This window comes from Neisseria sp. P0021.S007 (genome assembly GCF_051956855.1).
In genome coordinates, this window is record NZ_JBQCXA010000001.1 from 234,082 (window position 1) to 245,943 (window position 11,862).

General features: G+C 50.6%; 13 protein-coding genes and 1 tRNA gene. 6 read left to right on the plus strand and 8 right to left on the minus strand.

What is annotated here, in order from left to right:
• Positions 1 to 61: 61 nt before the first annotated feature.
• Entirely contained in the window at positions 62 to 673 is a 612-nt protein-coding gene (locus ACTHUR_RS01080; protein ID WP_039862007.1) for a CNP1-like family protein, read from the minus strand.
• Between the two features lie 109 nt (positions 674 to 782).
• Here ACTHUR_RS01080 and ACTHUR_RS01085 point away from each other — a divergent pair, with 109 nt between their 5' ends.
• The 3 genes from ACTHUR_RS01085 to pyrC all read left to right on the plus strand — a co-directional run bounded on the left by ACTHUR_RS01085 (position 783) and on the right by pyrC (position 2,744).
• The gene (locus ACTHUR_RS01085) at positions 783 to 1,007 is read left to right on the plus strand and encodes a sulfurtransferase TusA family protein (protein WP_003681929.1); all 225 of its coding nucleotides are present in this window, start codon (positions 783 to 785) and stop codon (positions 1,005 to 1,007) included.
• An 11-nt stretch (positions 1,008 to 1,018) separates the two neighbouring features.
• A complete protein-coding gene (locus ACTHUR_RS01090; protein ID WP_070588346.1) occupies positions 1,019 to 1,612 on the plus strand; it encodes an NMCC_0638 family (lipo)protein in 594 nt (197 codons plus the stop codon).
• A 97-nt stretch (positions 1,613 to 1,709) separates the two neighbouring features.
• Entirely contained in the window at positions 1,710 to 2,744 is a 1,035-nt protein-coding gene (pyrC, locus tag ACTHUR_RS01095) for a dihydroorotase (protein WP_070504408.1), read from the plus strand.
• Positions 2,745 to 2,878: 134 nt separating this feature from the next.
• Here the strand turns inward: pyrC and ACTHUR_RS01100 are convergent, their stop codons facing one another.
• Together ACTHUR_RS01100 and cysD are read right to left on the minus strand one after the other, a co-directional pair.
• Positions 2,879 to 3,442: an RBBP9/YdeN family alpha/beta hydrolase gene (locus tag ACTHUR_RS01100; protein WP_049322739.1), complete on the minus strand. Its 564-nt coding sequence runs from the start codon at positions 3,440 to 3,442 to the stop codon at positions 2,879 to 2,881.
• 232 nt (positions 3,443 to 3,674) lie between these two features.
• Entirely contained in the window at positions 3,675 to 4,616 is a 942-nt protein-coding gene (gene cysD / locus ACTHUR_RS01105; protein ID WP_079453679.1) for a sulfate adenylyltransferase subunit CysD, read from the minus strand.
• Between the two features lie 189 nt (positions 4,617 to 4,805).
• On the opposite strand from cysD, the gene trhA reads away from it, so the two are divergent.
• Complete coding sequence (gene trhA, locus ACTHUR_RS01110) at positions 4,806 to 5,432, plus strand: PAQR family membrane homeostasis protein TrhA (protein WP_049335514.1); 627 nt, start codon at positions 4,806 to 4,808, stop codon at positions 5,430 to 5,432.
• A 58-nt stretch (positions 5,433 to 5,490) separates the two neighbouring features.
• Here trhA and ACTHUR_RS01115 read toward each other — a convergent pair whose 3' ends face one another.
• Positions 5,491 to 6,921, minus strand: a complete 1,431-nt coding sequence (locus ACTHUR_RS01115; protein ID WP_049335517.1) for an alanine/glycine:cation symporter family protein — start codon at positions 6,919 to 6,921, stop codon at positions 5,491 to 5,493.
• A gap of 364 nt (positions 6,922 to 7,285) precedes the next feature.
• Here ACTHUR_RS01115 and ACTHUR_RS01120 point away from each other — a divergent pair, with 364 nt between their 5' ends.
• Positions 7,286 to 8,014 carry a YebC/PmpR family DNA-binding transcriptional regulator gene (locus ACTHUR_RS01120; protein ID WP_049329917.1) on the plus strand — a complete coding sequence of 243 codons (729 nt, stop codon included), beginning with the start codon at positions 7,286 to 7,288 and terminating at the stop codon, positions 8,012 to 8,014.
• 60 nt (positions 8,015 to 8,074) lie between these two features.
• Here ACTHUR_RS01120 and ACTHUR_RS01125 read toward each other — a convergent pair whose 3' ends face one another.
• The 4 genes from ACTHUR_RS01125 to tgt form a co-directional block, all read right to left on the minus strand.
• Complete coding sequence (locus ACTHUR_RS01125; RefSeq protein WP_039864291.1) at positions 8,075 to 8,566, minus strand: disulfide bond formation protein B; 492 nt, start codon at positions 8,564 to 8,566, stop codon at positions 8,075 to 8,077.
• Positions 8,567 to 8,771: 205 nt separating this feature from the next.
• Positions 8,772 to 9,170 carry a c-type cytochrome gene (locus tag ACTHUR_RS01130; RefSeq protein ID WP_070695358.1) on the minus strand — a complete coding sequence of 133 codons (399 nt, stop codon included), beginning with the start codon at positions 9,168 to 9,170 and terminating at the stop codon, positions 8,772 to 8,774.
• Positions 9,171 to 9,290: 120 nt separating this feature from the next.
• Positions 9,291 to 10,301 carry a ferrochelatase gene (hemH, locus tag ACTHUR_RS01135; RefSeq protein ID WP_063076397.1) on the minus strand — a complete coding sequence of 337 codons (1,011 nt, stop codon included), beginning with the start codon at positions 10,299 to 10,301 and terminating at the stop codon, positions 9,291 to 9,293.
• 85 nt (positions 10,302 to 10,386) lie between these two features.
• A complete protein-coding gene (tgt, locus tag ACTHUR_RS01140) occupies positions 10,387 to 11,502 on the minus strand; it encodes a tRNA guanosine(34) transglycosylase Tgt (RefSeq protein ID WP_003745960.1) in 1,116 nt (371 codons plus the stop codon).
• A 238-nt stretch (positions 11,503 to 11,740) separates the two neighbouring features.
• Here tgt and ACTHUR_RS01145 point away from each other — a divergent pair.
• A tRNA-Val gene (locus tag ACTHUR_RS01145) sits at positions 11,741 to 11,817 on the plus strand.
• Positions 11,818 to 11,862: the final 45 nt, after the last annotated feature.

Genomic DNA, 11,862 nt, shown 5'->3' on the forward strand with positions numbered 1-11,862 from the left:
CGTCTTGAAAGACAAGGCCGTCTGAAAAATTTCAGACGGCCTTTTTGTTGATTAAAGCGGTTTATTTGTCGTGCTTGGTCAGTGTTGTGCCGTGACGGCCGCCGCGTTCTTTCAAACGTTGTACCAAGCCTTCGACCGTTGTCGGCATACCGTCGATACAGAATGCCTGATACAGGGCGGTGTGCAGGGCATCATTGCGGCTGAACGCATTGCCGATCAGCTTCCAATCGCCTTTACGCGGCTCGATCCAGCGGTGGTTTACTGTGTCGCCGTATGCGAATACTTTGTAAGAAGAACGCTTGTCGTTACTGTAAGTAAAGGACGTACGGGCGCAATAGAGGCCTTCGACGGAGAGGTTGTCGTAGCCTTTGTCGGAGCGTACGTTCAAGACATAGCGGATGCTGTTGTCCGGCGCAGGCATGATTTGCAGGCTGCTGAGCAGGATTTTGGGCTGCTTGCCGTAGGTTTCGTTGACATAGAGGTCGAACCAATCGCCCGATTGGGTATCGGGCAAGGGCGGCAACTCGGCTTTATGTTCTTTAAATTCGCGTGCGGCAACTTCTTCAGGGCTTTCCTGATAACGCGTGTTGGTCAGCGTATCCTTTTGGCTGAAACCCAAAGCAAATGCTTGAGTCGCGGCAAGGCTGAGAGCGAGAAGGGCAAAACGGCGCATAGACAGCTCCAAAGTGAAAAACGGCTTTATTTTATGGGCTTGCAGGGTGGGGTGCAAGTAAGTGCGGTATAATTGACGTTAATTCTGATTAATATGACGAGTTTTCATCATGAATACACAAACTCTGGATGTCATCGGTTTGAAATGCCCGCTGCCGATTTTGCGTGCTAAAAAAGCTTTGGCGCAAATGCAGGAGGGCGAAGTGCTGACCGTATTGGCTACCGATGGCGGCGCGCCCGGCGATTTTGAAGCGTTTTGCCGTCAGACCGGACATGTCTTGTTGGAATCGAGCGAAGCCGACGGCGTGTTCAAGCTGGTGTTGAAACACAAATAAGGCCGTCTGAAATGTCTAAAGCCGTCGCGTTGTGTGCCGCCGTATTGGCCGTCTGCCTGAGTGCATGCGGCAAGGAAGGCGTTTCGCCGCAGAACGCTGCCGATTATGCCCAAAATGTAACCGACTTGTTCCGCCAAAGCTGCGTGGCCTCAGACGGCGATGCCGCCCTTGTCGGCGAGTTTGCCAATGCCAACAAACTGGTTTTATTGTCGAAAAAAGATATTGCCGATTTGCCTGCCGGAATGATGGATTTGGAGGCATTAAGCATTTGGAAGAAAACGGAAAACGGCGTAGATTATTATTTGAGCCTGACTGAAGACAGTTGCAGCGTGCGCACGGCTAAAGCCGACGACCATCTGATTTTCAAACAATTTTTAGCTTTGGCAGAAAATCCGCCGCAAGGTTTGAACGCTGAGTTGCGTGCCGATAATTTGGCGGAAGCCCCGTTGCCTATGCGTCAGATTTCCTACGCATGGCGCGCGTCCGGCAGTCCGAAAGAAACCTTGCTGACCGTCAAAACAACGTCGTCCGAGCATTTTCCGGTACAGGCTGTTTTTTATTTGACCCATCATTCTTACGACAATAAGGCCGCCGTTTTGCCTTAGGCCGGTTGACGATTGAAACATCAAATCGATAGAAACCGTTACCGCCGAATAAAGGCCGTCTGAAACATTATCAAACCAAACCACTCGAAAGTAAGCTATGCAAACCCTGACCATCATCCGCCCCGACGATATGCACTTACACCTGCGCGACGGTGACGCGCTCAAAGCCGTTGCCCCCTACACCGCCCGACAAATGGGTCGCGCGGTTATCATGCCCAACCTGAAGCCGCCCGTTGTCAGCATTGCCGATGCCCAAGCATACAAAGAGCGCATTATGGCCGCCCTGCCAGAAGGCAGTGCCTTTCAGCCGTTGATGACGCTTTATTTGACCGACAACGCTACTCCCGAACTCGTGCGTGAAGCCAAGGCTGCCGGTATCGTGGCTTTCAAACTCTATCCAGCAGGCGCGACCACCAATTCCGATTCCGGCGTGACCGACTTGTTTAAGCTAATTCCCGTGTTGGAAGAAATGGCGAAACAGGGTATTTTGTTCTTGGTTCACGGCGAAGTAACCGACCCCGAAATCGATATTTTCGACCGCGAGGCCGCCTTTATCGAGCGCGTGATGAAGCCGGTTCTGGCGCAAGTGCCCAACCTCAAGGTCGTGTTTGAACACATCACCACTGCCGAAGCAGCCCGACTGGTATTGGAAGCTGGCGATAATGTGGCCGCGTCCGTGACGCCGCAACACTTGCTGCTCAACCGCAACGACCTTTTGGTCGGCGGCGTGCGCCCTCATCATTTCTGCCTGCCGGTTCTCAAACGCGAAACCCACCGTCAGGCTTTGGTTGCCGCCGTTACCGGTGATAAGGCGCACAAATTCTTCCTCGGCACGGATTCTGCACCACATGCCAAAACTGCCAAAGAAAATGCTTGCGGTTGTGCCGGTATGTTCAGCGCGATGACTGCCATTGAGCTTTATGCTGAAGTGTTTGAGAAAGCAGGCGCGTTGGACAAACTGGAAGCCTTTGCTTCTAGAAACGGTTCGCACTTCTACGGTCTGCCTGAAAATACCGATACCATCACATTGGTCAAACAAACACAAACCGTACCTATCAGCGTACCTTACGGCGATGGCGAGCTTGTACCGATGAGGGCCGGCGGTGAGATTGAATGGACGGTGCAATATTAAATTTGCTGTCAATAAGGCATAAAAAGAAACAACCTGCTTGAAAGGGCAGGTTGTTTTTTTATTGTCGTTCAGACGGCCTGTCGTGGGGAGGGGAGACAGACAAGGCCGTCTGAAAACCAAATTATATTGCGTGTTTATTCGGTCAACATGGGTTTCAGTGCTTCCCAAGCCTGCGGCAGTTGGGTAAAGCCGTCCGAAGCCATCAAATGGCCGCCTTCGGGAATATGGGTAACAGGACTTTTGAGTTTGGCCGCCATGTCCAAAGTCAGTTCGGGCGGAACATGGGTGTCGTTGTCGGAAACCAGACAGTGTTTGGGCATGTCGATTTTGCGCAGGATGTCGAAATCGGGCGACGCTGCTTTAATGTAGGCATCAAGCGCAGGCAGGGGTGGCAGCGTATCGGCAAAACCGGCGGCAAGCAACAGACCGCCGATTTTTTGGGGCTGTTGGCGGCTGAGAAAGTGAAGGAGGGTAATGCAGCCGAGACTGTGGCCGACTAGGAAGGTATGGGCATCGGGCTTGCCGATGTGCTGGTCAAGGGTAAACTGCCACGCGGTCGTGCTTGGTTTGTCGGGATTGGGCATGGCGAGGGAGATTGCTTGTGCGCCGGTGCTTTTGATTTGGGCGCAAAGCCAGTCAAACCAGTTGCCGTGCGGATTGCCTTCAAAGCCATGTACGATATAAACGCGTCGATTCATGTTTTTCCTCCTTCAGACGGCCTGAGACTTTTGTCTAAATCTCTGCCTGTAAGCGTTTATTATACCATGTTTGTTTATGTTTTATTGTTTGTCGCTTGGTAAGGATTTTTAATTAAGCTTTTGTTGTTAAATGATATTTGCAAGAATAATAAAGCAAACAACACGGCAGGGGCAGATGGTTTTGCCGTGTTGTTCGGGTTTGAAATATATATGGGCCGTCTGAAAAACCGGTTTAGAAATAGCCTTGTTTTTTGCGTTCTTCCATTGCCGCTTCCGATACGCGGTCGTCCATGCGCGTGGCGCTGCGTTCGGAAATGGTTGCGGCGGCGGTTTCAGCAATGATGTCTTCGGGCGTGGCGGAGGTACTGGCAACAGGGCAGGTGCAGGAAATATCGCCGACGGTGCGGAAACGGACATCACGGATTTGGGCAATTTCGCCTTCGCGTTTTGGGGTCAACGGGGTAACGGGAACGAGCAGGCCGTTGCGTTCGACAACTTCGCGCTTGTGGGTGTAATAAATCGGCGGCAGGGCGAGTTTTTCGCGTGCGATGTATTGCCAGATGTCCAATTCCGTCCAGTTGGAAATCGGGAATACGCGCATGTTTTCGCCTTGGAACAGGCGTGTGTTGTAGAGCGACCATAATTCAGGACGTTGGTTTTTAGGATCCCATTGGCCGAACTCGTCGCGGAAAGAGAAGATGCGTTCTTTGGCGCGCGCTTTTTCTTCATCGCGGCGAGCGCCGCCCATTAGCGCATCAAAGCCTTGTTCTTCAATGGTTTCAACCAGCGTAACGGCTTGGGCGGCGTTGCGAGAATCGGTTTCGCGGCGCAAGACGACACTGCCTTTGCGGATGGATTCTTCTACGCTACCGATCACAAGTTGTACGCCGGTACGCGCGACTGTGTCGTCGCGGAATTGGATGACTTCGGGGTAATTGTGGCCGGTATCGACGTGCAGGAGTTTGAACGGCAGCTTCAGCGGACGGCCTTCGATTTGGAAGGCTTTGACGGCAAGCGCCAGCAATACGACTGAGTCTTTGCCGCCGGAAAACAGCAAGGCCGGATTTTGGGCGTTGGCAATGACTTCGCGGATGATGTAGATAGACTCGGCTTCGAGCCAGTCGAGGTGGTGGTTTTGGATGGACATTTTTTCTCTCTTTGCAACCTTGGCGATAGTCGATACTTTAGTGAGGCCGTCTGAAAAAGGGAAAGAATGGTTTGTTTGTTGCAAAGATGTTTTTGTTATATTGCAAGGCCGTGTTTTTCAGACGGCCTTTGCGCTTTAACTTATTTTTAAACCGATTTCTCTGACGAAGCCTCTGTCTTCGCGTACACTTTGGTCTTTTAGAAATGAGAATGGTTTATGTATCACGGCGAGAGATTTAATGCGTACAGCCATTTGGCCGGTTTCTTATTGGCAGTGGCGGCGTTGGTGCTGATGCTGGTGAAAGCGGTGGAATCGGCGGACGGCTATCGGATTGCCGGTGCACTGACTTACGGAATCTGCCTGCTGCTTCTGTATTTGGGTTCAACCTTATATCACAGTATTCCGCAGCCTAAGGCCAAGGCGATTTTGCAAAAGGTTGATCATTGTATGATTTATCTTTTGATTGCAGGCAGTTATACGCCGTTTACGCTGATTACCCTTCACGGCGGCTGGGGCTGGTCGCTTTTCGGCGTGTCTTGGGGATTGGCTTTGCTAGGCATTGTTCAGGAACTGACAATTGGGCGCAAAAGCGAGAAGCGGCTGCTGTCGATGGTGATTTATGTGTTGATGGGCTGGCTGATTGTGGTGGCGGTATGGCCGCTGATACAGTCGCTTTCGGCTGGTGGATTATTTTGGCTGGTGTTGGGCGGCGTATTGTATAGCGCGGGGATTTATTGGTTTATCAACGATACGAAAATCCGCCACGGCCACGGTATCTGGCACTTGTTTGTCTTAGCAGGCAGTTTGACGCAATTTATCAGTATTTATTTTTATGTGTTGTAGTTTCAGACGGCCTGAAATAAAAAACCTCTCAGTTTGACTGAGAGGTTTTTGTTTGTCGTTAATCTGGGTTTTTGTCGTGGAATTCGTGGAATTCGTAGTTGTAGGTCAACTCTTTGCCGGCTTTGGTTTGCGCCAGATAATCGTCATAAACCGCACGGATTTCCTTACGCAGCAGGAAGAGGGCGATTAAGTTCGGCAAAACCATAAAGCCGTTGAACATATCGGACATACTCCAAACCAAATCCACTTTGCCCAATGTACCCAATACGATGGCCACCAAAACCAGTGCGCGGTAGATGCCCAAGTGTTTGCCGCGGAACAGGAAGCGGATATTGGATTCGCCGAAGTAGTACCAGCCGATGATGGTGGTGAAGGCGAAGAAGGTCAGGCAGACGGCGAGCAATTGTGAACCAAAACCCGGGAAGGCTTTGTTAAACGCCAGTTGGGTAACTGCTGCGCCGGTTTCGCCGGACAGGTTGGCATCGGTCAGCAGGATAATCAGCGCGGTTGCCGTGCAGACCATCAGCGTATCGATAAAAATACCGATAAACGCGGCCATACCTTGTTGCACAGGGTGTTTGACGTTGGCGGTCGCGTGAGCGTGCGGGGTCGAACCCATACCGGCCTCATTGGAAAACAGGCCGCGTGCCACGCCGAAGCGGACTGCCTCGCGCATACCGATACCGGCCGCACCGCCCAATACCGCTTCGGGATTGAAGGCGGCAACAAAGATACTGTGGAACATCGGGATAATGTGGTCGGAGAATTTGAACAAAATAATCACGGCACACAAGATGTAAATTACCGCCATAAACGGCACGACAAATTGCGCGATACCGGCAATGCGGTTGATACCGCCGATGATGATCAGGCCGGCGAATACCGCCAAAGCAATGCCGACAGCCATCGGAGGAATATCGAAAGCCAAATTCATGGCCGAGGCGATGGAATTGGATTGGGTTGCGTTGCCGATGAAACCCAGCGCGATAATCAAGGCGATGGAGAAAAAGCCGGACAGGAAACGCGCCGCGCCACGGCCGATTTTCGGGGTCAGGCCGTGCGTGATGTAAAACGCAGGGCCGCCGATGTATTTGCCGTGGCTGACCACGCGGTATTTTTGCGCCAAAACGGCTTCTGCAAAAATGGTAGACATGCCCAGAATGGCAGACAACCACATCCAAAAAATGGCCCCCGGGCCGCCGGCAGTAATCGCAGTGGCGACACCGGCAACGTTACCGGTACCGATTTGCGCAGAAATCGCTACGGCAAGCGCTTGAAATTGAGACAGGGATTTGCTTTCGTGGTCTTTGTCTTTTTTGCTGAACAAGCCGCCGAAAACGGCTTTAAAACCCGCCCCCAATTTGGTAATTTGCGGCGCGCCCAAGTACAGGGTAAAAAACAGGCCAATACCGATTAAGGCATAAATCAGCAGGTAGTCCCAAAGAACCAGATTGACTGCACCCACCAGAGCAGACAATATTTCTTCCATAATAAAACCTTTAATAAAAACAATAAAAATAAAATGATACGGGTAACTACTCCCACTCATTTTTCGCGTTTGGCAATATCGGCGAGCAGGCCGTTTTGCCATTCGATACCGGTTAAGTTGTTAACAATTTTGACCGATTTTGTCATCATACCGTAAACCTTCGTGAATTAAAACGAAAAACTGACAAAGGTTTGCCGCAAATGTGCTTCTTTATTTAAAAAAGTTTCTTTGTTTTCAGACGGCCTGTTTTTGCAAATATTCGGGCCGTCTGAATATTTTGGCTAAAGGCAACTTATGATAAAATGCACGCCTTACAAATGAAGCAAATTCCGCCTCAGCGCGTGAAAAAACGAAAGGAATCAACATGGCAGGCCATAGTAAGTGGGCAAATATCCAACACAAAAAAGCCCGACAAGATGCCAAACGCGGCAAAATCTTCACCCGTCTGATTAAAGAAATTACCGTTGCTGCCCGCATGGGCGGCGGCGATCCCGGCGCGAACCCGCGCCTGCGCCTGGCTTTGGAAAAAGCCGCTGAAAACAATATGCCTAAAGACAACGTGCAACGTGCCATCGACAAAGGTACGGGCAATCTGGAAGGCGTGGAATACATCGAGTTGCGTTACGAAGGCTACGGCATCGGCGGCGCGGCTTTGATGGTGGACTGTCTGACCGACAACAAAACCCGTACCGTTGCCGATGTGCGCCATGCGTTCACTAAAAACGGCGGTAACTTGGGTACCGACGGCTGCGTAGCGTTCAACTTCGTTCATCAAGGCTATTTGGTGTTTGAACCGGGCGTTGACGAAGATGCGCTGATGGAAGCAGCTTTGGAAGCCGGTGCGGAAGACGTCATCACCAACGACGACGGTTCCATCGAAGTGATTACCGCGCCGAACGACTGGGCCGGTGTGAAATCGGCTTTGGAAGCCGCAGGCTACAAATCTGTTGACGGCGACGTTACCATGCGCGCCCAAAACGAAACTGAATTGAGCGGCGAAGATGCGGTTAAGATGCAAAAACTGATTGACGCATTGGAAGATTTGGACGACGTACAAGACGTTTACACTTCTGCCGTGTTGAATCTGGACTAAACAGTTTAAAGAACAAAAGGCCGTCTGAAATTTCAGACGGCCTTTTTATATCGAAACCAATCAGATTTTTCTGGTTTTCAACCAAGCCCAAAGCAGCAGCAATACCACGAAGCTGAAATACAAAATACTCCACACCGGTAGGGCGACGCCGAATAGATAGTCCGGCTCGGCGCAGTTGCCAAAGCCGCGGACGATAGGTTCAAACCAATCGAACAAAGGCCAGTCGCGCAGGCGGAAGGTCCAAGGTGCGCCGCAAGAAGGGGCGGTGCCGGGCGGCAGGCTTTGCAGCCAAATTTGATAGGCGGCGACACCGGCGCCGTAAACGGCCGGGGCGGCAATCAACAATGCCGAGAGTGAGCGGGCAAATTTGGAAGATTGCGAGCTGAATGCCGTAACAATGGCCAACAGCCCGACTGCCAATACGCACAAGCGTTGCAGGATACACAATACGCACGGGTTCATGCCCAAAACGTATTGGGAAATAAATGAGCCGCAGGCGGCAAATATGGAGAGGACGACTAGAAATAAAACAGTCTTGCGGAAAAAGTTCATGACATAAAACCTTTCAGACGGCCTGGACGCAAAACAGCCGCTAAATAATGTTTACTTTAACACAAAACGCATATGCTTTTTTTGATTTGACGGTTTTTTGCGTATGTTTGTTGATGTTGCGTAACCATAAATATGGAAATAAGAATGTGTTCCATATCGAAAAGGCCGTCTGAAATGTTCAGACGGCCCTTAGGGGAGAGACGTTTTATTTTTTCCCGTGAGATTTTTTGACATCTGCTTCAGTAATTGTACCGCCGCCATTATTGAAGGCGTTCATGATGTAAGTGGCAACGGCGGCAACATCGGCATCATTGATGGCAGTAGAAGGCATAAAGCCGTTGTAGGATTTGCCGTTTACTTTAATCGGGCCGTTGATGCCTTTGGTCATGCTTTGCAACAGCACTTGCGGTTTTTTATTGATATAGTCGGACTGGAATAAAGGCGGGAACATGGCACCCCGGCCTTCACCTTTTTTGCCGTGGCAGGCGGCGCAGTTGGTTTCGTAAATCTTTTGTCCTTTGCTCATCAGTGTGGCATCGGCGGCAAAAGCGGTTGGGATGCTGAGTGCGGTCAGAAGGAGCAGGATAGTGCGGAGTGCAGTCATGATGTGTTCCTTTTTGAGTAGTATTTTTGATGGCTACACGCTTGGTTTGCGTTTTAATAGCTTGATGATAACGCTAAAGGCCGTCTGAAAGTGGATTTTTCAGACGGCCTTTGGTTTAGGTCAAATCCAGCCTTGCAGATTAGCCCGGCTTAATTGTGCAAGTGCGGCAATCCAGTCGGCGGAATCGTTGAGGCAGGGGATGTAACGGTATTCTTTGCCGCCTGCGGCGTGGAATTGTTCGCGTCCCATAATGGCGATTTCTTCCATGGTTTCGAGGCAGTCGGCCAGGAAGCCGGGGCAGAATACGTCGAGTTTGGTCGTGCCTTGTTTCGGCAGCTGATCAAACAGGGCTTGCGTGCTGGGCTTGATCCATTGGGATTTGCCAAACTGGCTTTGGAAAGAAACGATATATTCTTGTTCGGACAAGCCCAATGCTTGCGCCAACAGTTTGGCAGTATGGTGGCACTCGTCAGGATAGGGGTCGCCGTCGTCGTGATGCTTTTGCGGAATGCCGTGGAAACTCAACATCAGTTTTTCGCCGCGTCCGTTTTGGGCCCAATAGGCTTCAATATGCTGCTTCATGGCTTGAATATAGGCGGCATCGTCGTAATAACGGGAGACAGTGCGGACGCTCATTTGGTTGCGTTGCAGCAATAACTCTTGAAACACTTTATCCAAAGCCGCGCCAGTAGAAGAGCCGGCATATTGCGGATAGAGCGGGATGACCAGCAATTTGCCCACGCCTTGGGCTTTGAGTTCCGCCAAAACATCGGCAACGCTTGGATTGCCGTAAGTCATGGCATGACGGACGATGACATCGGGCAAATGTTTGGCTAGGGCTTCTGCTTGGCGGTGTGTGTAAACCTCAAGCGGCGAACCTTCTTTAAACCAAACTTTTTCATAGGCATGCGCGCTTTTTTTCGGGCGAAAAGTCAATACCAAGCCGCGCAATATCGGTTGCCATAAAAGTTTAGGCAGTTCGACAACGCGTTGATCGGACAGAAATTCTTTCAAGTAAGGCTTGACTGCGGCAGCCGTCGGCGCGTCAGGCGTGCCGAGGTTGAGCAGCAGGACGGCGGTGCGGTTTTGTGCGGTGTAGGCTAAGGGAGGTTCGGTATGGAAACGGGACATGATTGTGCTTTATTAATTAAGAATATTGAGGCCGTCTGAAAAGCAGTTTGAATTAAAACCTGATTTCAGACGACCTTTTAAAGGATTAATCCACACCGCGGGCGCGGTTTTCATGGAATTGCGCCTGCCAATCGGCAAATTTGCCTTGTTCGATGGCTTCGCGCATTTCTGCCATGATGACTTGGTAGAAGTGCAGATTGTGGATGGTGTTGAGCTGTGCGCCCAAGATTTCGCCGACACGGTGCAGATGGTGCAGGTAGGAGCGGCTGAAATTCTGACAGGCGTAGCAGGTGCAGCTTTCATCAATCGGACGCTTGTCGAGTTTGTGTTTGGCGTTTTTGATTTTCAAATCGCCAAAACGGGTAAACAGCCAGCCGTTACGCGCATTGCGGGTAGGCATGACGCAGTCGAACATATCCACGCCGTGTGCCACGCCGTACACCAAGTCTTCAGGCGTGCCGACGCCCATCAAATAATGTGGCTTGTGTTCCGGCAGGATAGGGCCGACGGCGCGCAACATGCGGTACATTTCGGGCTTAGGTTCGCCAACGGACAAGCCGCCGATGGCCAAGCCGGGGAAGTCGAGCTCTTCCAAACCTTTCAGCGATTCTTCACGCAAATCTTCATACATCGCGCCTTGTACAATGCCAAACAGCGCATTTGGGTTTTTCAGGTCTTCAAAAGCCTTTTTGCTTCGTTCCGCCCAGCGCAGGCTCATTTGCAGCGATTTTTGCGCTTGGCTGTGCGTTGCTTCTCCAGGGGTACATTCGTCTAACTGCATCACAATGTCGGAATTCAACACAGTTTGGATTTTCATCGACACTTCGGGCGAGAGGAACAGTTTGTCGCCGTTGATCGGGCTTTGGAAGGTACAGCCTTCTTCGGTCAGCTTGCGCATGTCGGACAACGAGAATACTTGGAAGCCGCCTGAGTCGGTCAAAATCGGCTTATCCCAACCGATAAATTCGTGCAGGCCGCCGAATTGTTCGATGACTTCCAAACCGGGGCGCAGCCACAGATGGTAAGTGTTGCCTAAGATGATTTGTGCTTTGATGTCATGCAGGTTTTGCGGGTTCATCGCTTTGACCGAACCATATGTGCCGACCGGCATAAATACAGGCGTTTCGATTTTGCCGTGGTTCAGTTCCAAAGTACCGCGTCGGGCATGACCGTCTTTTTTGTGTAAGGTAAATTTGAGCATAATAATAAGAGATTGGATGTTCGCGTGTGTGCGAAATGAAAGGGCAGATTATAAAGGATTTTTCGCTGGTTGACGGCTGGATTTTATCTTCTCTAAAACAATGCTTCAGACGGTCTGAATAATAGAAGAAATAAAACAATGAGGCATAAATCAAACAAAATTATCTAGGCCGTCTGAAAAGTATTTACAGATGCTTGCAAAAGGGAACACGCTTCGTTACAATAAGCGCCTTAGATGAAGGCACATAGCTCAGTTGGTTAGAGCACCACCTTGACATGGTGGGGGTCGTTGGTTCGAGTCCAATTGTGCCTACCAAATTTCCATAACGGCTTTATGCCGTTATTTTTTAATGTTTTGGAG

Coding starts and splice junctions, on each gene's coding strand:
- ACTHUR_RS01120 (WP_049329917.1), top strand. CDS start 7,286: ATGGCAGGCCATAGTAAGTGGGCAAATATCCAACACAAAAAAGCCCGA.
- ACTHUR_RS01130 (WP_070695358.1), bottom strand. CDS start 9,170: ATGACTGCACTCCGCACTATCCTGCTCCTTCTGACCGCACTCAGCATC.
- trhA (WP_049335514.1), top strand. CDS start 4,806: ATGTATCACGGCGAGAGATTTAATGCGTACAGCCATTTGGCCGGTTTC.
- ACTHUR_RS01125 (WP_039864291.1), bottom strand. CDS start 8,566: ATGAACTTTTTCCGCAAGACTGTTTTATTTCTAGTCGTCCTCTCCATA.
- ACTHUR_RS01100 (WP_049322739.1), bottom strand. CDS start 3,442: ATGAATCGACGCGTTTATATCGTACATGGCTTTGAAGGCAATCCGCAC.
- hemH (WP_063076397.1), bottom strand. CDS start 10,301: ATGTCCCGTTTCCATACCGAACCTCCCTTAGCCTACACCGCACAAAAC.
- ACTHUR_RS01115 (WP_049335517.1), bottom strand. CDS start 6,921: ATGGAAGAAATATTGTCTGCTCTGGTGGGTGCAGTCAATCTGGTTCTT.
- ACTHUR_RS01080 (WP_039862007.1), bottom strand. CDS start 673: ATGCGCCGTTTTGCCCTTCTCGCTCTCAGCCTTGCCGCGACTCAAGCA.
- tgt (WP_003745960.1), bottom strand. CDS start 11,502: ATGCTCAAATTTACCTTACACAAAAAAGACGGTCATGCCCGACGCGGT.
- pyrC (WP_070504408.1), top strand. CDS start 1,710: ATGCAAACCCTGACCATCATCCGCCCCGACGATATGCACTTACACCTG.
- ACTHUR_RS01090 (WP_070588346.1), top strand. CDS start 1,019: ATGTCTAAAGCCGTCGCGTTGTGTGCCGCCGTATTGGCCGTCTGCCTG.
- ACTHUR_RS01085 (WP_003681929.1), top strand. CDS start 783: ATGAATACACAAACTCTGGATGTCATCGGTTTGAAATGCCCGCTGCCG.